Here is a 19,721-nt window from a genome sequence, read left to right as displayed (position 1 = left end):
CGCCGACACAGGCACCCCGCCGACCCGCGATGTATCGAACCGAGACATCAGGTGGGGCACAATGGACGCTGATAGTCACGTCCGCGCCGTCGGCGCCCCGGAGAAGGATCATCCACATGCGCAAGTCCCTGACGATGGCGAGTGTCGCCGTGCTCGCCACCTCGCTCGCCGCGTGCAGTTCCACGGGTGGGCGCAAGGCGGTCGAAGAGGCGTCGAACAACGCCGGTCACGCGAACACTCCGACGATGACGGTCGCTCTCGTCACGCACTCGGGCCCGGGTGACACGTTCTGGGACATCGTGCGCAAGGGCGCCGAGGATGCGGCGGCGAAGGACAACGTCAAGCTCGAGTACACCTCCGACCCGGACGGTTCGAAGCAGTCGAACCTCGTGCAGCAGGCCGTCGACAAGAAGGTCGACGGCATCGCCCTGACGCTCGCGAAGCCGGATGCCATGAAGGGCTCCGTGGAGGCGGCGAAGAAGGCGGGCATCCCCGTCGTCGCGCTCAACGGCGGCCTGGACGACTGGAAGAAGATGGGCGTCGAGAGCTACTTCGGCCAGGACGAGAAGATCGCCGGCGAGGCGGCAGGCGACAAGCTCAAGAGCGGCGGCGCCAAGAAGGTGCTGTGCGTCATCCACGAGCAGGGCAACGTCGGCCACATGGATCGCTGTGCGGGCGTCAAGAGCAAGTTCGACGCGACGGAGAACATCTACGTCAACGGCACGGACATGCCGAGCGTGCAGAGTGCGATCACGAGCAAGCTGCAGCAGGACAAGACGATCGATGCCGTCCTCGGCCTCGGCGGCCCGTACGCGATGGCGGCGACGAAGTCGGTCAAGGACGCGAGCTCGGACGCCAAGGTCTACACGTTCGACACGAGCAACGAGGTGCTCGGCGCGATCAAGGCGGGCACGATCCAGTGGGCGGTCGACCAGCAGCCGTACCTGCAGGGATACCTCGCCGTCGATGCGTTGTGGCTGCGCAAGAACAACGGCAACATCGTCGGTGGTGGCCAGCCCGTGCTCACGGGGCCCGCGTTCATCGACAAGTCGAACGTCGCCGACGTCGAGAAGTACGCGAAGTCCGGACGCCGCTGAGCGGTGCGCCCGACTCGCGCGGCGCGGTCTCGGCCCGACGCGCACCCACGTGTGGTTCTGGCCCGCCTCAGCTGGCGTTCACCTGGATGTGATGTGCTGAGGGTTGGACTTCACAAGAGCTCGTCGTCGACGCCCCGAACCGCGGGGCGCGCAAGGGGAAGGGCGGGGAGATGATCGAGCCGGACAGCATGACGTTCGCGGTCATGATCTGGATTCTGGGCTTGCTCATCACGCTGTTCGTGGCGCTGCGGGGTCACGCGTTCGGCACGCGCTCGCTCAAGCACGTCGCGATGCGCCTCGGTGGCATGTTGACGAGCACGTTCGTGCTCGTGCTCGCGGCCGTCGTGACGCTCAACTCGAAGTACGGGTGGTACTCGTCCTGGCAGGACGTGCAGGCCGCCGTCACCGGCACACCGCCCACCATCGAGCAGCACACGCACGGCAAGGCGCGTACCCAGGAGCAGAAGAACGAAGCGCTGCAGCAGGCACGTCAGACCGACGCCGCCGCCGACGCGAAGTACGCCGCCCAGCGCGCCCGCTACGAGGCCGGGCTGCACCTCAAGCCGTCCTCCACGGGGCAGTGGATCAAGATCAACATCCCCGGTATCCGCATGCAGGGCAAGGACATCGGCCGTGTCATGGTGTGGCTGCCGCCGTCGTACACGAGTGACACGAAGCGCACGTACCCCGTCATCGAGGCCTTCCACGGCATGCCCGGTGGCACCCTCGACTACCAGCGCGTCTTCCACCTCGACGCCTCGCTGCGTGACGCGGTGAGTCGCGGCGCGATGCGTGACGCCATCATCATCGTGCCGCAGGAGATGCCGGCCGGTATCGACACCGAGTGCGTCGACGGCGGTGGCCTCAACATGGAGACGTGGCTGACGTCGATGGTGCCCGACTACATCACGCAGAACTTCCGTGCACAGGCCAGCCGCGAGGCGTGGACGACGATCGGTGTCTCGGCCGGCGGTTGGTGCTCGTCGATGGCGACGATCCTGCACCCCGACCGTTACGCGGGTGGCGCGAGCCTCGGTGGGTACTATTCGCCGCAGTTCGACACGTGGAACCCGTTCAACGGCAAGGTCCCCGAGCGTTACAACCTCATCGAGCAGGTCAAGAAGAACCCGCACCCGCAGTCGCTGTGGGTGCTCGTCTCGGGCGCGGACAAGCTGTCGGGCGCCTCGAGCGAGGCGTTCATCAAGGCGGCGACGGCGTATGACGTCACGCAGGTCGACCTGCCGCACGCCGGTCACCGCGTCGGCGTGTGGGAGACGACGTTCCCCGACGTGTTCACCTGGATGGGCAAGACGTTCCCCATGTTCGCGGCCTCGGCGGGTTCGACGTCGCAGCAGGCGACGTCGCCGTCGAGCGCGGCAGCAGGCACGTCGCAGGTGCAGCCGTCGGCGAGTTCGCTGACGCGCCGTCACCGCGCTCTCACCCATCACGTCACGGGTTCGACGAACGGCCTCGTCGGCTTGACGCCGCGAACGCGCGGGTAACAGCGCGCCTCTGCCACGATGCTGGCATGGGCACACAACACATCGCATCCGACCTCGTCGCGAACGTCCACTCCATCGCGGTGAGCGTCGGCCAGCGCGTCGAGGCCGGTGACGAACTCGTCCTGCTCGAGTCGATGAAGATGGAGATCCCCGTCGTCCCCGAGGAGCCGGGCACCGTCGTCGAGATCCGCGTCCAGCCCGGTGACGTCGTGCAGGAGGGCGACGTCCTCGTCGTCCTTCAGTGAGCGAGCGCCGCGCGGCGCGGTCGGGAAATGTATCGGTTCGATACACCTGTCCTCTACCATGAAGGACGGTGAAGGTACCCCTTCGCCTGCCCGCACACTCGAAAGGGAGCCTCGCGTGTCGACTCCTGCCACGTCGAGCGAGCCGAGTTCGTCACCGGCGACGCCCGCGCCCGCCAGCTCAGCGGACGACCGCGTCCGCAACCGCAACGTCCTCGCGCGCTACCTGTCACGCCCCGAGATCGGTGCCCTGTTCGGGGTTCTCGCGATCGCCGTGTTCTTCCTCCTCGTCGCCGAGCCGTTCCGTCACATGGCAAACACCGGCACGATCCTCTATCAGTCCGCGACGATCGGCATCATGGCCGTGCCCGTCGCGCTGCTCATGGTGGCGGGCGAGTTCGACCTGTCGGCCGGTGTCGCGGTGACGACGGCGGGGCTGTCGGCGTCGCTGCTCGCCTGGTACTTCAACTTCCACGTGTGGGCCGCAGTCGGGTTGAGCCTGCTCATCGCGCTCGCCATCGGTGCGCTCAACGGGTTCATGCTCAACCGCAGCGGTTTGCCGAGCTTCCTCATCACGCTCGCGACGTTCTTCGTCCTGCAGGGCGTCAACCTCGGCGTGACGCGCTCCGTCACGGGTGGCGTCGCGAGCAACGACATCTCCGACATGGCCGGTTTCGACTCCGCGCACGCATTCTTCGCGGCCTCGATGAAGATCGGGCCGGTCAACCTCAAGATCCCGGTGCTGTTCTGGATCGTCCTGACGATCATCGCCGCCTTCGTGCTGCTGCGCACCAAGGTCGGCAACTGGATCTTCGCCATCGGCGACGACGAGAAAGCGGCCCGCGCCGTCGGTGTGCCCGTGTGGAAGGTGCGCGTCGGGCTCTACATGTTCGTCGGGTTCTGCGCCTGGCTGTCGGGCATGCACCTGCTGTTCGCGTTCAACCAGGTGCAGTCCGGTGAGGGCATCGGCAACGAGTTCATCTACATCATCGCGGCTGTCGTCGGTGGCTGTCTGCTGACGGGCGGCTACGGCTCCGCGGTCGGTGCGAGCTTCGGTGCGCTCATGTTCGGCATGACGCAGCTCGGCATCAACTACGCCGGCTGGAACCCCGACTGGTTCAAGACGTTCCTCGGCGTCATGCTGCTCGCCGCCGTGCTCCTCAACACCTACGTCAAGCGAAAGGCGGACGCCCGATGATCCGCATCAAGACCGGTGACGACGGCCGCCGCCGCCCGGGCGCAACGGGAAGGCCGGGCACGGGTGACACTGCTGGCGCGACGCAGTCGGTGATGCCGGATGACGCTGCCCCCCGACGCGAGGCGGCCGAAGAGACCCGAACAGCGTCGGCTGAACGCACCGCGTCCCCCGCGGTTGATGTTTCACGTGAAACGGCCTCCTCGGGCACGGACAGCGCGGGCGAGACGAGGGGCGCCACCGGCGTGAACTCCCACGATGACACCGCCATCGTCCAGCTCGTCGACGTCGGCAAGGCCTACGGCAACGTCGACGCCCTGCGTGGCGTCGACCTCACCGTCCGACCCGGCGAGGTGACGTGCGTGCTCGGTGACAACGGTGCCGGCAAGTCGACGCTCATCAAGATCATGTCGGGCCTGCACGACTACACGAGCGGCGAGATGGTCGTCGACGGCGAGGTGCGCCACTTCTCGTCACCGCGCCAGTCGCTCTCGTCCGGTATCGCGACGGTTTACCAGGATCTCGCGCTCGCGCCGCTGCAGTCGGTGTGGCGCAACTTCTTCCTCGGCAACGAGTTGACGAAGGGCCCGTTCGGAGCGCTCGACATCAAGCGCATGAAGGCCGTCTGCGACGAGGAACTGACGAAGATGGGCATCGCGGTGCCCGACCTCGACCGTCCCGTTGGTGGCCTCTCGGGCGGGCAGAAGCAGTGTCTCGCCATCGCCCGAGCCATCTACTTCGGCGCCAAGGTCATCATCCTCGACGAGCCGACGGCCGCGCTCGGCGTCAAGCAATCCGGCGTCGTTCTGAAATACATCATGGCGGCGCGTGACGCCGGCCTCGGCGTCGTGCTCATCACGCACAACCCGCACCACGCCTACCTGGTCGGCGACCACTTCGTCGTCCTGAAGCTCGGCCGCGTGACGCTCGATGCGTCGAAGAGCGAGATCGGCCTCGACGAGCTGACGGCGCAGATGGCCGGCGTGAGCGAACTCGAGGCGCTCGAGCACGAATTGCGCCACGACGACGCGCCGAAGGTGGCCGCGTCACCGATCGACGTCGAGTGATTCCTTCGGAGCCGAGACCGCGCGCTGCGGGATCGCAGCTCTCAGAGACGAGTTGAGGGCCGAAACTCTGCATTGCAGGGTTTCGGCCCTCAGCCGTGGAAGGTGCGCGTGGGCCGGCGACGCGGCCTCCAGGCGAGCGCGGCGGACGTCAGCCCAACAGGTGCGTGTGCGTGATGGCGAACGATCGCTCGTCGTAGCCGTACGCCGACGCGACGGCCCCGAGCACACCGGACAGCGGGTCGTGCTCGTGGCGGATGACGACGAACTCGTCGACGCGCGTCAGTGTCAGGCGTGGCCAGACGCCGAGGCTCGTGCCCCCATCGATCGGGACGATGACCTGCGTCGAACCGTTGCTCACCCGCATCTCCGACGGCGGCAGCGGCATGGTGCCCTGGGTCCCCGTGGCGATGAGCACGCGGTTCATCGGCTGCGTCATGTCGACCGTCAGCGTGTTGCCGCGTGGGGTGACGCTCGAGCCGTCCTGCAGCGCGAGCAGGTCGAGACCACGCCGACGCACGAGCCATTCGACCGTCAGGTAGCCGACGCCCGAGGCAAGCCGGTCGAGCGCGGCGACGCGGTGCAGCTTCACCGTGCGCCCCCCGACGACGCTGACGCCCAGCGGCGGCGGAGACGGGCGTCGACGTGCCGGCACGACCTCGACCCGCCCGCTCGGAGCGGGCGCTTCGCCGCCTTGCCCCACCGCGACGCCCTGCTCGCCCGCGGACGGGGCCATGTCCGTCACCGACGGGCTCGTCTGCCGCGCGAGAACGCGCAGCCAGGCACCATCGGGGTTGCCGAGCTGCGAATCCGGCACACCGCGCTCGGACGGCGCATCCTCCGGTGCGTCCGCAGGCAGCGGCGCCGGCGTCGGGGGCTGCACCCGGCCTGGCTGATCCTGCGCGTAGCCATCGGTGCCTCCGGGAAGTGAGAAAGCGCCCCCCGACGATGGAGTGGGCGACGAATCCCCCTGCCCGGAGCCGTAACCGGGCGGTGGCTGCAGCGTCACAGCCGGCTCCCGGCCTGCTGCATCGCGGCGTCGAGGCCGGCGTCGTAGCCGCGGCCGGTGAACTCGACACGCCACCCGGCATCCCCTCGCACGACCTCCGCGACGACGAGCGCCGACACAGGCCCCGCCGCTGACGCGAGGTTGCCCGAGCGCGTGATCTCGCGACCCGTGGCGTCGTCACGCACGCTGACGTCGAGGCTGCTCACCTCGTCGAGGGTGCGCTTCGGGGCGTTGGCGCGCGGCTGAACGAACGCGAGGACGACGATGCGCTCGACGTCCGTGGGGGCTGCCGCGAGGTCGACCTCGACGACGCCGTCGGAGATACCGAGGCGCGTCGTCTCGTCGGGGGTGGCCGGCTGGTTGGAGTGCACGACGTGCTCGCGGCTCTCGACGCGGTCGCGCACGAGCGGCATCGCGGCGATGCCGAGGCGGTCGCCCAGCGCGGTCTGCGCGCCGGTGTTCCAGCGCACGTCGAGCGAGACGATGCGGACGCCGTCGAGTGAGGCGCCGGTGCCGGGCGCGCGGGATTCGTCAGCCATGGCCGAACTTCTCCTCCAAGAACGCGCCCTGGATCTCCAGGGCGTCGCGGGCGTTGTCGATCGAACGGCGCGCCGCGGACGAGGCGACGTGCTCGATCGTCGTGAGCTGCTGGATCAGCATGTCCTGCGCCCCGGCGACGCCGCGCGCCGCGAGGTAGGCGTTGATCGTGTCGGGCACGTGGGCGCTCGCGGTGCGCTCCAGCGTCACGAGGGTCTGCACGTCGAGCAGGCGCGCCGACGGGTCGGCGACGACGTCCTCGAGGTGGTCTCCGATGAGACGGCACAGCACCATCGCTCGCCCGGGCACCTGCGCGCCGAGGGAACGCAGCCACCGCACGTACGGGTGCAGCGCCGCCTCGACGGCTTCGACGGTGCCCGGAGTCGGCCCGCTGGGCTGCTGCTGGCGCGCGTCGTCGCGCGAGAACCACCCCACGTCAGATCCTTCCTGCGAAGCGGTGCGTCACGAGGCTCAGGCGGGCCCGCCGGGCAGCTGGCCGCGCATGTTCTCGTTGCTCTCGAGCTGCTGCTTGCGGGCGCGCTCCATGTACGGCTCGGCACGCTTGATCTGCGTCTGCAGGGACGTGATGGTCGCGGCCATCGAGTCCGTCGCGGCGCTGCGGTAGGAGTCGATCGCGTCCATCGTCGCGAAGACGTTGGTGAACGCGTTCTCGAGCTTCTGCACCTCGACGAGCGACTCGGTCGACTTCGCGTTGATCTCGGCGCCCTGCTGACGCAGCTGCTGCGACGTCGACTCGATCATGTTCGACGTGGTCGAGCGCAGGGCGTTGATCTGGTCGAGCACGAGCTTCTGACGCGCCAGCGCCTCGGAGACGATGACGGCCGTGTAGAGCGCGGCGACTGTCGTCGACTTGGCACGGTCGACGGCCGTGATGAGCTGGTCGTTGTTCTGCAGGACGAGCCCGAGCGACATGTAGCCCTGCGTGGCGACGGCGATCTCCGTCGCGAGGTCCTGACGGCGCTGACGGACGGTGAAGAGCACCTGCGACTTCATCGCGTCGGCCTTCTCCGTCTCACCGCGGGCGCCGAGCTCGGCGACGCGCTGCTCGATGGCGGCGTCGAGCTGCGTCATCTTCTCGTCGAGGTCGCGCAGGCGGATGAGCGACTCCCACAGGCGCGTCTGCTCGAGCTGGATGCCGGCGTTGTCCTTGCGCAGGTCGTCCTGGCCCGATTCGAGCGCGGCGATGATGGCGTTGAGGTGGGTCTGGCTCGACTGGTACTTCATGAAGTAGCGGTCGACCTTGTCGCCGCCCGGCATCCACTTGAGCAGCTTCTTCGCACCCTTGAGGTCGGCGCGGTGCGGGTCGAGGTCGGTGACCGTCTGACGCAGCTCGGCGAGGGTGTTGCCGACCTTGTTCTGGGCGCTGTCCTTGCCGGCGAGGGAGGGGCGCTGCAGGATCGAGTTGCTCACCTGCGCAGCCTTCATGGACTCCTCGCGGCCCATGTTGGTGATCTCCTTGAGCCGCGCGCGGAACGCCGGGTCGTTGGGGTCGATCTCCTCGAACCTCGCGACGGTCTGCGTCGCCTCCGTGACGGCGAGCTGCTTGTGCTGCTCGTCGATCGGCACCATCGCCGCAGCCTTCTCGGGCTCGACCACGTCGACCGGTTTCGGCGGGGCGAGCATGGGCTGGGGTTCAGGGTTCGTCATCGTGCTCCTCCTTGGTCACGCGGCCAAGACATCTCGGTTGCGTCGAGCCTAGTCCACGCCGGTGACAACGCGCTGAGGCCCGGGGAACGTTCCCCGTCCGGCTCTGCGGCGCCAAGTTTCACGTGAAACACGGTGGTGCTCCGTCGTGCCGCGGACGTTCCCCGTCGCTGCGCGGCTAGGCTGAGCGATGACCCCGCAGCCCGTGCCGATGTCGCCGGGCGCGTCCCCTTCGGAAACGGATCCTCATGCTCCTCAAGACGTTCGGATGGTCCGCCGCCATCACGATCGCCGGCCTGGTCGGCGGCTTCCTGATCGGTGGGCCCTCCGGCCTCGCCATCGTCGCCATCCTCATCGTGCTCGAGGTCTCCCTGAGCTTCGACAATGCCGTCGTCAACGCGACCATCCTCAAACGGATGAACGCCTTCTGGCAGAAAATCTTCCTGACGGTCGGCATCCTCATCGCCGTCTTCGGCATGCGCCTGGTCTTCCCCCTGCTCATCGTGTGCCTGACGGGTCACGTCGGGCCGATGGAGGCCATCGACCTGGCCATCAAGGGCGGCGACCAGGAGACCCCCGGCACATACGCGCACATGCTCCACGATGCGCACCCGAGCATCGCCGCGTTCGGCGGCATGTTCCTGCTGATGCTGTTCCTCGACTTCGTCTTCGAGAAGCGCGACCTGCAGTGGCTGCGCCCCATCGAGCGTCCCCTCGCCAAGATCGGCAAGCTCGATCAGCTCTCCGTCGTCGTCGCGCTGCTCGTGCTCGCCGTCGTGTCGCAGACGCTCGCGAAGGAGCCCGGCACCGTCCTGTTCTCCGGCATCCTCGGCCTCATGACGTACCTGCTCGTCGGCGGTCTCGGTGACCTGTTCGAGAGCCAGGGCGAGGATGACGACGACGCTGCGGCAGGCGATGACGACGCTGAGCGCAGCGTCGCCACGAAGGCCGGCGACACTGCGGCGCAGGCACCCGCGTCGAAGGGTGTTGGCACCACGGCGGGCAAGGCGGCGTTCTTCCTGTTCATGTACCTCGAGGTGCTCGACGCGTCGTTCTCGTTCGACGGTGTCATCGGCGCGTTCGCCATCAGCCAGGACATCTTCATCATCGCGCTCGGCCTCGGCGTCGGGGCGATGTGGATCCGGTCGCTGACGGTGTACCTCGTGCGTCAGGGCACGCTCGACGATTACGCCTACCTCGAGCACGGCGCGATGTGGGCCATCGGAGCGCTGGCCGCGATCCTGCTCATCAGCATCAAGCACGAGGTGCCGGAGGTCGTCACCGGGCTCATCGGTGTCGGCTTCATCGGCGCTGCCTACCTCAGCTCTCTGGTGCGCAACAAGCGCATCGAGGCGGCCGGCGGTCAGGTCGAGCACCTGGGCGGCTGAGCCCTCACGAACAGCGCGCGGCCACTCGTCCTGATGAGGACGGGTGGCCGTCAGCGTCCCGCGCGCACGAACGTCGCCGCATCGTGGCCGTAGGCAGCGGCCACGGGCCCGAGGTCGCCGGAGCTGGGGTCGTGCTCGTCGAGCAGGACGACGAACTCGTCGACCCCGACGAGGCTGAGGCGGGGCCAGACGCCGTAACTCGTGCCTGCGGGCAGTCGGCACTCGACGCGCGTCGAACCGTTCGCCACGATGATGCTCGACGCGGGCAGCTCGACGCCGCGCGCGGTGCCCGTGCAGATGAGGATGCGGTCGAGGCCGGGGAGCAGGTCGATGACGAACTCGTCGCCGCGCGGGTCGACGGTGGAGCCGTCGACGAGTGCGAGAAGATCGCGGCCCTCGCCGGTGTGCGACCACGAGATCGTCAGGGCACCGTAACCGGAGGCGAGACGGTCGAGGGTGATCGCGCCGTCGAGCTGCGTCGTCGTCCCGCCTGTCATCTCGAGGCCGCGAGGTGCGTCGTGGCACACGCGCGCGGGCGGAAACGACGCCGGCGTGCGGGAGGCGCCGGCAGGCCCGGGCGGGGTGCCGGCCGACGTGGAACGGTGGCCCGCCGCCGGCGGGGTGACGGCAGGGGCGCCCGTCGTGGCCGGTGTTGCCGCAGTGCTCACCGGCGTCGCGGACGGCGCCTCGAGAGGGTTGGGTCGCGCGGTGTGGACCCACAGCCAAGGACGCGGGCCACTCGTCGTCGGCGAGGACGCGCTCGGCGAGGCGGCGGGCTGCGCCTGCCCCGCCGCGGAAGCCGGGCCCGGGGTCGATGGGCCCGGGGTCGATGGGGGCGCGGAGGTCCCGGGCGGCGCGAGCGTCGGGCCGTCCGGCGTGCCCGGGCCGCCCGCCGAGGGCGGACGCAGGAAGCCGTCACTCATGCCGGCAGGCCGAACTGCGCGAGGCCCGCGTCGAGTCCTCCGTCGAAGCCCTGGCCGTTGACCTTGACCTTCCACTCACTGCCGCGGCGGTACACCTCGACGGCGATGAGCGCGGTGACGTTGCCGGCGCTCTTGGCGAGGTCGACGGAGCGGGTGATGGGCGTGCCCTTCTCCGCGTCGGTGACGACGGCGCGCAGCGAGCGCAGCTGCGACAGGGAGCGGCGCGCGGCGCCGGGGCGCGGGTGGATGAAGACGATGACGGCGACGCGCCCGACGTCGGCGGGGACGGCGTCGAGGTCGATCTCGACGACGCCGTTCGAGGCGCCGAGGCGGGTCGACTGCTCGGGTGAGGTGGGTTGGTTGCCGAACACGACGTGGCTGCGTCCGGGCAGTTTCTCGTCGACGAGGGGGAGCGCGGCGACGCCGAGACGTTCGTCGAGGACGTTCTCGCGTCCGGCGTCCCATTCGAGGCTGATGCGCAGCAGGCGCAGGCCGGGGACCTCGCGCAGTGAGACGTTGGCGCCGGGGACGAGATCAGACATGGAACGAACCGTACTTGTCCTCGAGGAAGCTGCCCTGGATGAGGAACGCGTCGCGCGCCGCTTCGATGGAGCGCGCGGCGGCCTTGGACGCGGCGACCTCGAGCGTCGCGAGCTGTTCGACGAGGAGTTCGTCGGCGTCGGGCATGGTGCGGGCTGCGAGGTAGGCGTTGATCGTGTCGGGCAGGTGGGTCGTCGCCATGCGTTCGAGGGTGATGCGGGAGCCGACGTCGAGCAGGTGAGCCGACGGGTCCGCGACGACGTCGTCGAGGTGCTGGGCGATGGTGCGCGCGAGGATGTAGGCGCGGTTGGGGATCCGGCCGGATTCGCGGCGCAGGAACTGCAGCAGCGTGACGTTGCCGGCGGCGATCGCCTCCACCGAGCCGGGCTCGGGGGCGGATGGGGCCGCTGGGGCTGCTGAAGACGCTGCGCGCTCGCCGAGCCGATCGAACAAGCCCATCGTCACTGCCTCCCCTGGCTTCGTCGGTGCGTTCGAGTGTTCGCACAGAGCGTACTGCTGCAACCTTCGCAGCGTCTCGTGCGTTGGTAGTGTCACGAGCAAGGGCCGAGACCTGCGTCACGCTGGTCACGGCCACCGGAGCATCAGGTGATCAAGGAGCAGTCATGGCTGTCAGCCTCGCCAAGGGCGGAAACGTCTCACTCACCAAGGAGGCCGGGCCCGCCGGTCTCACCGACGTCGTCGTGGGTCTCGGATGGGACGCGCGGACGACGACGGGCACGGAATTCGACCTCGACGGTTCGGCGATCATCGTTGACGCGTCGGGCAAGGTCATCGACGACGGGTTCTTCGTCTTCTACGGCAACCTCGCGAGCCCGGACGGCACCGTCCAGCACACCGGTGACAACCTCACCGGTGAGGGCGAGGGCGACGACGAGCAGATCAAGATCGGCCTGTCGGGCCTGCCGCCGCAGGCCGACCGGGTCGTCGTCGCGGTGTCGATCTACGATGCGGGGACGCGCCAGCAGACCTTCGGGCAGGTGCGCAACGCGTTCATGCGTGTGATGAACGCGGCTGGCGGCTCGGAGCTCGCGCGCTACGACCTGACGGAGGACGCCTCGACCGAGACGGCGATGATCTTCGGTGAGGTCTACCGCAACAACGACGAGTGGAAGTTCCGTGCCGTCGGCCAGGGGTACTCGAACGGCCTTGCGGGCATCGCGCGCGACTTCGGCGTCAACGTCGGCTGACGCGTCGCGTCCGGCTCGATCTCGACGCACGATCCGTACGACTCACATCGAACGAGGAGAAATCTCATGGGTGTTTCGCTCTCCAAGGGTGGCAATGTCTCCCTGACGAAGATGGCCCCGTCCCTGCAGGCCATCACGGTCGGCCTCGGCTGGGACGTGCGCACCACGACCGGCGCCGACTTCGACCTCGACGCCTCGGCGCTGCTGCTCGGTGCTGACGGCCGCGTCATCGACGACCAGCACTTCGTCTTCTTCAACAACCTCCGCAGCCCTGACGGCGCCGTCGAGCACACCGGTGACAACCTCACCGGTGAGGGTGAGGGCGACGACGAGTCGATCAACGTCGACCTGTCGACGCTCTCGCAGAACGTCGAGCGCGTCGTCGTCGCGGTGTCGATCTACGAGGCGCCGCAGCGCGGGCAGAGCTTCGGGCAGGTGGCGAACGCGTTCATCCGCGTCGTCAACCGTGCTGACGGCGCCGAGCTCGCGCGCTATGACCTGACGGAAGATGCCTCGACCGAGACGGCGATGATCTTCGGCGAGGTCTACCGCAACAACGGCGAGTGGAAGTTCCGCGCCGTCGGTCAGGGCTACGCCGACGGTCTCGCGGGCATCGCGCGCGACTTCGGCGTCAACGTCGGCTGAGCAGTTCCTGCGACGTGTGAGGGGTGAGGGCTTTCGGGCCCTCACCCCTCACACGTGTGTCGTCACAGCCCGAGCATCTGCACGGCCGGCTTGACGAGCTTCTTGACGGTGCGGCCGTTGGCGAACTGGCCGATGGCGCGCATGTCCCACGTGCCCTGCGGAGTGCGGCTCAGCGCTGCGATGACGACACCCGTCGCGCGATCCGACTCGCTGAGCGAGAACCGCACGAGTTCGGCACCCGACTGCGCATCGACGAGACGGGCGTAGGCGTTGCGCACGTCCGTGAACTTCTGCCCCGAGTAGCTGTTGATCGTGAACGCCAGGTGCACGACGGTGGGCGGAATCGCCGTCAGGTCGAGCGTGATGACCTCGTCGTCACCGTCGCCCTTGCCGGTGAGGTTGTCACCGAGATGCACGATCGCGCCGCCGAACTCCTTCTTGTGCATGAACCAGACGATCTCCAGCTCACGCCCGTTCGCGTCGAAGGCGATGACGGACGCATCGAGGTCGATGTTGCGTCCGCGCTTCGCCGGATCCCACCCGAGACCCATGAACACGCGACTCATCGGCGGCGCGCCCGTCTTCGTCAGGCTGACGCGATCACCCTTGCGCAGGCTCACATGGCCCTTGTCGAGGTTGACGACCGACGGCGCGGCCTGAGTGGCCGGCGCGGCCAGGGGCATCTGAGGCGGCGCCATCTGAGGAGGCGGTGCCATCTGCGGCGAGGGCACCTGCTGGGGAGCCTGCTGGTGGTGTGGAGGCTGCAGGGGTTCGTACTGCGGGGCCTGCGGCTGGTGGGGTGGCTGCAGCGGCGCCTGCTGTGGAAGCGGGGCCTGAAGCGGAGCTTGGGGCTGGTGGGGCGGCTGCAGGGGGGCCTGCTGCGGTGCCGACGGCTGCTGTGGAGGCTGTAGCGGCGCGGGCGTCGGGGACACCGGCGCCGCGTACGGCTGGCTCGTGTCGCTGCCTGGCTGCTCGCCCGGCGAGGGCTCGGCAGGCCGGAGTGCCGCCGGTGCCGGGGCAGGAGCCGACGCAGGGGTGGCAGCCGGCGCCGTTGACGACGAGGGCTGTTCGGGGGCGTTGTCGACGCTGATGCCGAAGTCGGTGGCGAGGCCGGCCAGGCCGGAATCCCAGCCCTGGCCGACGGCGCGGAACTTCCAGGCGCCGGCGCGTCGGTACAGTTCGCCGGCGACGAGGGCGGTCTCGCTCGTCGCGCCCATGTCGCCGAACTGGGCGACGACCTGGCCGCTCGTCGCATCGTCGACGCGCACGGTGAGGCCGGGCACCTGCGAGAACGGGCCGCCGTCAGCGCTGAGGACGACGACGATACGTTCGACGACGTCCTCGACGCCCGTGAGATGGGCTTCGACAGACGCGGATCCGGGCGAGGAGGGGCCGAGACGCACGGCGCCCGACGCGTGCTGCGGGGCGTTGTAGAACACGAAGTCCGAGTCGTCACGGACCTTGCCGGTGGCGGTGACGAGCAGGGTGGACAGGTCGACGGTCGGCGCCTGGGGTGCCGCCGTCCAGGTGACGACGATGTTGACGGCATCGCTGGGGACGGCGACGTTGGCGCCCTTGGTGAGCTGGGTCATGTCTCGATCCTCACATGCCGTGGCGTCCCGTTGGCGGATGACGGGCGTCGACGGGGCAGACTTGGGCGCAGGCACACCGACATCAGGGAGGGCATGCGGTGCAGCACTATTCCCATCTCGACGAATCGACCCGCGAGGCCATCTTCGCGAGCCCGCCTCGTTCTTTCTCGGCGCGTGATGACGCGCAGCACGTCGGTTCGGGTCTCGGGGCGAGCCTCTACATGCCCGGTACGCGCCCGCAGCTCGCCGATGACGTCGTCACGCATCACGCGCGTGGTCTCGTCAGCACCGTGTGGTGCCTCGAGGATTCGATCTCCGAGAGCGAGGTGCCGGCGGCGCAGGCCAACATCGTCACGCACCTCGCGGCGCTCGCGGCGCGGTTTCCGACGCCTGACGACGTCGCCGCGGCGCTGCCGCTGATCTTCGTCCGGGTGCGCACGCCGCAGCAGTTGCGCGACCTCGCCACCCTCGTGAACGAGGGGCCAGGCGGCGAATCAACCTGGAGTTCAGCGGTGTTGGCGGGTTTCGTCATGCCGAAGTTCACAGGCGCGAACGCGCCGGCCTACTTCGACGCTCTCGCGGAGGCGAGCGCGCTCGCGGGGTATCGCCTGCTCGCGATGCCCGTCGTCGAGACGCCCGGCCTGCTTCATCGGGAGACGCGCGGCGGCCTGCTGTCGGCTGTCTCGACGCTGCTCGCACCCCATCGCGACGTCGTCGCCTGCGTGCGCATCGGTGGTACCGACCTGGGCGCCGCGCTCGGGCTGCGTCGCCCGCGCGAGCTGACGATCTACAACATCGGGCCCGTCGCGGACGTGGTGTACGACATCGTCAACGTGTTCGGCCGCACCGACGGCACCGGCTTTCCGATCTCCGGGCCCGTCTGGGAGTACTTCGCCAACTCGCGCCGCCTGTTCAAACCGCAGCTGCGCGAGACCCCGTTCCGTGCGCTCGAGCATGACGACATCCGTGAGGAGTTGCTCGAGGAGAACCTCGACGGCCTCGTACGCGAACTCGCACTGGATCGGGCGAACGGGCTCACGGGCAAGACGATCATCCACCCCCAGCACGTCGGCATCGTGCACGCGCTGAGCGTCGTCTCCAGCGAGGAGCACGCCGACGCCGTCGACATCCTCGCCAAGCATGCGAGCGGTGGTGGGGTGCAGGCCTCCAGCGCCGGCAACAAGATGAACGAAGCCGGCCCGCATCGGGGGTGGGGGGAGCGCACGATGACGCGCGCCGAACTGTTCGGTGTCGCGCGGCCCGGTCTGGGCATGGTCGACTTCCTCCTCGCGCACGTCGAGGCCCTCGCGGGTCGTGGCGCGGGCAACCCAGCCGGTGAGCAGGCATGACGAAGGAGCACCCCATGACGACGACGTGGCCGGGCGAGTGGGTCGCCGAACGCCTCGGTGCCGACCTGCGCACGACGCAGGCGCTGCCGGGGCTCGATCTGCACGACCTCGTCGGGCTCGCGGTGCGACGCAACCCTCGTCGCGCACACTTGCTCGTCTCGAACGTCCTCGGCAAGCACGTGCCCGTCGACCCGCAGATCGTGCGCGGCAGTGGCCGGGCGCTCGGCGAGCTGGTGCGTCGGGTTCTCGACGCAGGAGCGGCGGTTGGTAGCAGTGACGCGGGAAGCGACGACTCGGGTGCGCAGGGCCTTGACGTCGTCGATGGTGCTCTCGCACGCGTAGGACAGGCGCTGCACGAGGCTCACCGGGCTCCTGACGACGCGCGGGTGGTCGATGAATTCACTTGCGCCGTCGACTCGTTCGTCGATCTGCAGCACTCACCTGCATGCGTCGTCATGGGGTTCGCCGAGACGGCGACGGCGCTCGGCCAGTGCGTCGCGGATGCGCTGCGGGCGCCGGCGATCCATTCGACGCGACGCCCCGTCGCCGGGTTCACGCCCGTCGGCGCCTTCGAGGAGGAGCACTCGCACGCCACCAGCCACCTCGTCCTGCCTTCGGACGACGGCTTCTTCGCGCGGCGTTCTGCTGGGCGCGTCGTGCCGCTCGTCCTCGTCGACGACGAACTGTCGACGGGCCGCACGGTGCTCAACACCATCGCCGCGCTGCACGAGAGCCTGCCGCGCGTGCGCTACGTCATCGCGACGCTCGTCGACATGCGCAACGCGAAGGATCGCGCGGCGATGGCCACCCGCGCCGCTGAGCTCGGCGTGCAGATCGACGTCGTCTCGCTCGCGGCCGGTCACCTCGACCTGCCGAGCGACGTGCTCGAGCGCGGGCAGCGGCTCGTCGAGCAGGTGGAGTCGCGCGCGAGCGTCCTGAGAGATGCCGGCCCGGAGCAGGGGCCCGAGTCGAAGGCTGCGTGGGCATCGGGGCGCGCCCATGTCTCGACGGCCGCACCGAATGCTGCCCGGGGAACCATCACCGAGGTCGACGTGCCGTGGCCGCCCCGCACCCCGTTGACGGGGCGTCACGGGGTGACGCCTGCGCAGCTCGCCCCCCTGACCGCGACGCTTCCGGAGGCGGCGACCGTCGTCGCACAGGCTCTGCCCTACGGCGATGGTGAGGTGCTCGTCCTCGGCACCGAAGAGCTGATGGACGCGCCGCTGCGTCTGGCATGCGCGCTGCGCGAACGCGGTGTCGCCACGCGGTTCTCGACGACCACCCGCTCGCCCGTACTCGCCGTGGACGACCCCGGTTATGCCATCCGCAACGCGCTGACGTTCCCGGCCTTCGATGACCCGGCCGACGGTGACGGCCCGCGTTTCACGTACAACGTTTCACGTGAAACACCGTGGCGGGCGATCGTCCTGTGCGTCGACCCGCCGAGCCTGATGCCGCAGCTGCACGCCCCGGATGGCGTCATCGAGGCGCTCGCGGCCAGTACGGACTGCGTCGTCGTCGCGCGGCTGCCCGAACCGGCGACGGCCCCGGCGCGCGAACTCGTCGGCCCGACGTTTGGTTCGTACGCGCCCGAGGAGGTGACGTGGCTGCTCGAAGATCTGTCCGGCGTCACGCTCGAGGCGCCGACCGAGGAACGCGAGGAAGCCATCCAGTCCGGCGGCGCGCACTATGCCGAGAGCCTGCCCGTCGAGTACCAACCGGACGCGGCCTACGGACAGCTGTTCCGTGATGCGCTGGAGATGTCGAAGGCCCGGGTGGCTGCTGCGGTCGCCGCCGTCACCGAGCTCGCGCTCGCAGAGCGCGGCGATGACCTCGTCCTCGTCTCCCTCGCCCGGGCCGGCACTCCCGTGGGGGTGCTCATGAAGCGTTGGGCCCGTCAGGCGCGCGGGCTCGACGTGTCGCACTATGCCGTCTCGATCGTGCGCGGGCGCGGCATCGACACGGTGGCGCTCGATCACATCGTGGCGCGGCACGATGCGTCTTCGGTGCTGTTCGTCGACGGCTGGACGGGCAAGGGCGCGATCAGCCGCGAACTCGTCGCGGCGCTCGCCGAGTACGAGCAAGCCACGGGGGTGCAGTTGGATCCGACGCTCGCCGTGCTCGCCGACACCGGGTCGTGCACGACGATGTGGGGCACGCGTGATGACTTCCTCATCCCCTCCGCCTGCCTCAACTCGACCGTCTCCGGTCTCGTGTCACGCACCGTGCTCAACGACGCTCTGATCGGGCCCGGCCAGTTCCATGGGGCCAAGTTCTACGCCGAACTCGCGCCGCACGACGTGTCGGGACTCTTCGTCGACGCCGTCACGGGAGCATTCCCGCCGGCCGCGGACGCCGACGACATCCGCGCCGAGGCGCAGGCGCGATGCGCGGCGGAGCCACCCCGGTGGACGGGGTGGGCCACCGTCGAGAAGCTCGCCGAGGAGTTCGGCATCGGCAGCGTCAACCTCGTCAAACCGGGCGTCGGCGAAACGACCCGCGTGTTGCTGCGCCGGGTGCCCTGGAAGATCCTCGTCGCGCCCGGCTTCGGCGAGGATCTGCGCCACATCGAGGCGCTCGCCGCGGCGCGTGGCGTGCCGGTCGAGGAGTATCCCGGCCTCGACTACAGCTGCGTCGGCCTCATCCACCCGCGCTTCACGCGCGGCGCGACGGGCGACGACGGCACGGCCGCCCGGGCCGCAACGGACCTCACCGGGGCGGGGGAGCGCGCATGACGACGCATCCGGTGAGCGTGCCGATGACGGACGAACTCGCCTCGTACGTCAGGGGATTCGCGAACGTCGAGGTTGCCGCGGGCGGGCGCACCGGCGTCACCTCCGACGGCACCAGCCCCCGCGACGCTGGCCCCCGTGTCACAAAGACGGTCGACGCCACCCGCGACGCCGACGCGGCCCCGGGACGCAGGCGCGCCAACCCCGGCGAGCGCAGCGTCATCGCCTGCGATCTCGACCGCACGCTCATCTACTCGGCGAAGGCCCTGGCGCTCGCCGGCGACGACGCGGATGCGCCCGTCCTGCTCGTCGCGGAGGTGTACGACAAGCTGCCGCTGTCGTATCTGACGGTCGACGCCGTGGCGCTCGTGCAGGAGATGCATCACGTCGCGCACGTCGTGCCGGCCACCACACGCACCCGCGCGCAGTACGGACGCATCCGGTTGCCCATCGACCCGCACTTCGCGATCACGACCAACGGCGCGCACCTGCTCGTCGACGGTGTGAGCGACGAGGACTACCACTGCGACGTCGTCGCCGAACTCGACGGCTCGTGCGCCCCCCTGGCCGAGATTCGAGAGCATCTCGACGCCATCGCGGACCCGGGGTGGCTGCGCAAGCTGCGCGACGCCGAGGGCATGTTCGCCTATCTCGTCGTCGAACGCGCCGAGTTGCCGGCGTCGGTCGTGCGCGACCTGTCGGCCTGGGCCGACGAGCGCGGCTGGGACGTGTCGTTGCAGGGTCGCAAGCTTTACGTCGTGCCGAAGCCGCTGCGCAAGTCGCGCGGACTCGCGGAGGTCATGCGCCGCACGGGTGCCACGTTCTCGACGGCCGCCGGCGACTCGCTGCTCGACGCCGACCTGCTGCTCGCCGTCGATGCCCCGATCCGCCCGCGTCACGGCGAACTCGACGACCTGGGCTGGACGTGCCCGGGCCTGCAGGTGACGACGGCCTCCGGCGTCCTCGGTGGCCGCGAGGTCTGTGCGCGGTTGCTCGCGGCCGTCAGCCCGTGAGAGCGCCGTCGCTCGTCAGC

Annotated in this window: 19 protein-coding genes; 11 read left to right on the top strand and 8 right to left on the bottom strand. The window is 69.4% G+C overall.

All coding sequences use genetic code 11. From position 1 onward, the window contains the following. Positions 1 to 116 precede the first annotated feature (116 nt). The 5 genes from J4Z35_RS10715 (at position 117) to J4Z35_RS10695 (ending at position 5,103) form a co-directional block, all read left to right on the top strand. A complete protein-coding gene (locus J4Z35_RS10715) occupies positions 117 to 1,097 on the top strand; it encodes a sugar ABC transporter substrate-binding protein (RefSeq protein ID WP_006944819.1) in 981 nt (326 codons plus the stop codon). A 170-nt stretch (positions 1,098 to 1,267) separates the two neighbouring features. Then, positions 1,268 to 2,599, top strand: coding sequence for an alpha/beta hydrolase-fold protein (locus J4Z35_RS10710; RefSeq protein ID WP_131940189.1), 1,332 nt, complete (start codon positions 1,268 to 1,270; stop codon positions 2,597 to 2,599). Between the two features lie 26 nt (positions 2,600 to 2,625). Next, the gene (locus tag J4Z35_RS10705) at positions 2,626 to 2,844 is read left to right on the top strand and encodes a biotin/lipoyl-binding carrier protein (protein WP_006944789.1); all 219 of its coding nucleotides are present in this window, start codon (positions 2,626 to 2,628) and stop codon (positions 2,842 to 2,844) included. Positions 2,845 to 2,959: 115 nt separating this feature from the next. Next, positions 2,960 to 4,039, top strand: a complete 1,080-nt coding sequence (locus J4Z35_RS10700) for an ABC transporter permease (RefSeq protein ID WP_006944611.1) — start codon at positions 2,960 to 2,962, stop codon at positions 4,037 to 4,039. Positions 4,040 to 4,281: 242 nt separating this feature from the next. Then, positions 4,282 to 5,103: an ATP-binding cassette domain-containing protein gene (locus J4Z35_RS10695; RefSeq protein ID WP_040014498.1), complete on the top strand. Its 822-nt coding sequence runs from the start codon at positions 4,282 to 4,284 to the stop codon at positions 5,101 to 5,103. A 148-nt stretch (positions 5,104 to 5,251) separates the two neighbouring features. On the opposite strand, the gene J4Z35_RS10690 is transcribed toward J4Z35_RS10695, so the two are convergent. The 4 genes from J4Z35_RS10690 to J4Z35_RS10675 form a co-directional block, all read right to left on the bottom strand. After that, positions 5,252 to 5,983 (bottom strand): hypothetical protein, encoded by a 732-nt coding sequence (locus J4Z35_RS10690; RefSeq protein ID WP_006944762.1) that lies wholly within the window; start codon positions 5,981 to 5,983, stop codon positions 5,252 to 5,254. A gap of 122 nt (positions 5,984 to 6,105) precedes the next feature. Next, positions 6,106 to 6,648, bottom strand: a complete 543-nt coding sequence (locus J4Z35_RS10685) for a TerD family protein (RefSeq protein ID WP_006944772.1) — start codon at positions 6,646 to 6,648, stop codon at positions 6,106 to 6,108. Beyond that, positions 6,641 to 7,081, bottom strand: coding sequence for a hypothetical protein (locus tag J4Z35_RS10680; protein ID WP_006944815.1), 441 nt, complete (start codon positions 7,079 to 7,081; stop codon positions 6,641 to 6,643). The genes J4Z35_RS10685 and J4Z35_RS10680 overlap by 8 nt, the downstream gene beginning before the upstream one ends. A 36-nt stretch (positions 7,082 to 7,117) precedes the next feature. Then, complete coding sequence (locus J4Z35_RS10675) at positions 7,118 to 8,314, bottom strand: toxic anion resistance protein (protein ID WP_006944600.1); 1,197 nt, start codon at positions 8,312 to 8,314, stop codon at positions 7,118 to 7,120. Positions 8,315 to 8,559: 245 nt separating this feature from the next. Here J4Z35_RS10675 and J4Z35_RS10670 point away from each other — a divergent pair, with 245 nt between their 5' ends. Continuing rightward, positions 8,560 to 9,699 carry a DUF475 domain-containing protein gene (locus J4Z35_RS10670; RefSeq protein WP_006944707.1) on the top strand — a complete coding sequence of 380 codons (1,140 nt, stop codon included), beginning with the start codon at positions 8,560 to 8,562 and terminating at the stop codon, positions 9,697 to 9,699. Positions 9,700 to 9,749: 50 nt separating this feature from the next. Here J4Z35_RS10670 and J4Z35_RS10665 read toward each other — a convergent pair whose 3' ends face one another. From J4Z35_RS10665 to J4Z35_RS10655, 3 genes are read right to left on the bottom strand one after another with little or no spacing between them, the layout of a single operon-like run. Then, entirely contained in the window at positions 9,750 to 10,622 is an 873-nt protein-coding gene (locus J4Z35_RS10665) for a hypothetical protein (RefSeq protein ID WP_131940187.1), read from the bottom strand. Then, entirely contained in the window at positions 10,619 to 11,164 is a 546-nt protein-coding gene (locus tag J4Z35_RS10660) for a TerD family protein (protein ID WP_006944616.1), read from the bottom strand. Before J4Z35_RS10660 ends, J4Z35_RS10665 begins: the two co-directional genes overlap by 4 nt. Then, positions 11,157 to 11,621, bottom strand: coding sequence for a hypothetical protein (locus J4Z35_RS10655; protein WP_131940185.1), 465 nt, complete (start codon positions 11,619 to 11,621; stop codon positions 11,157 to 11,159). The genes J4Z35_RS10660 and J4Z35_RS10655 overlap by 8 nt, the downstream gene beginning before the upstream one ends. A 164-nt stretch (positions 11,622 to 11,785) precedes the next feature. Here J4Z35_RS10655 and J4Z35_RS10650 point away from each other — a divergent pair, with 164 nt between their 5' ends. Together J4Z35_RS10650 and J4Z35_RS10645 are read left to right on the top strand one after the other, a co-directional pair. Then, on the top strand, positions 11,786 to 12,370 hold the full coding sequence (locus J4Z35_RS10650) for a TerD family protein (protein WP_131940183.1): 585 nt from the start codon (positions 11,786 to 11,788) through the stop codon (positions 12,368 to 12,370). Between the two features lie 66 nt (positions 12,371 to 12,436). Further along, positions 12,437 to 13,015: a TerD family protein gene (locus J4Z35_RS10645; protein WP_038566204.1), complete on the top strand. Its 579-nt coding sequence runs from the start codon at positions 12,437 to 12,439 to the stop codon at positions 13,013 to 13,015. A gap of 62 nt (positions 13,016 to 13,077) precedes the next feature. Here the strand turns inward: J4Z35_RS10645 and J4Z35_RS10640 are convergent, their stop codons facing one another. After that, positions 13,078 to 14,607 carry a TerD family protein gene (locus J4Z35_RS10640; protein WP_131940181.1) on the bottom strand — a complete coding sequence of 510 codons (1,530 nt, stop codon included), beginning with the start codon at positions 14,605 to 14,607 and terminating at the stop codon, positions 13,078 to 13,080. A gap of 98 nt (positions 14,608 to 14,705) precedes the next feature. On the opposite strand from J4Z35_RS10640, the gene J4Z35_RS10635 reads away from it, so the two are divergent. From J4Z35_RS10635 to J4Z35_RS10625, 3 genes are read left to right on the top strand one after another with little or no spacing between them, the layout of a single operon-like run. Then, positions 14,706 to 15,956 (top strand): HpcH/HpaI aldolase/citrate lyase family protein, encoded by a 1,251-nt coding sequence (locus J4Z35_RS10635; protein WP_062256925.1) that lies wholly within the window; start codon positions 14,706 to 14,708, stop codon positions 15,954 to 15,956. 14 nt (positions 15,957 to 15,970) lie between these two features. Then, complete coding sequence (locus tag J4Z35_RS10630) at positions 15,971 to 18,691, top strand: phosphoribosyltransferase (protein WP_131940179.1); 2,721 nt, start codon at positions 15,971 to 15,973, stop codon at positions 18,689 to 18,691. Next, a complete protein-coding gene (locus J4Z35_RS10625; protein WP_235006031.1) occupies positions 18,688 to 19,701 on the top strand; it encodes an HAD family hydrolase in 1,014 nt (337 codons plus the stop codon). Before J4Z35_RS10630 ends, J4Z35_RS10625 begins: the two co-directional genes overlap by 4 nt. Positions 19,702 to 19,721 lie beyond the last annotated feature (20 nt).

The sequence above is a fragment of the Dermacoccus sp. NHGro5 genome (assembly GCF_017565385.1).
In the GTDB taxonomy this organism is placed as follows: Bacteria; Actinomycetota; Actinomycetes; order Actinomycetales; family Dermatophilaceae; genus Dermacoccus; species Dermacoccus nishinomiyaensis.
Note: the sequence above shows the minus strand (reverse complement) of the source record. Positions and strands in the feature narration are given on the sequence as shown.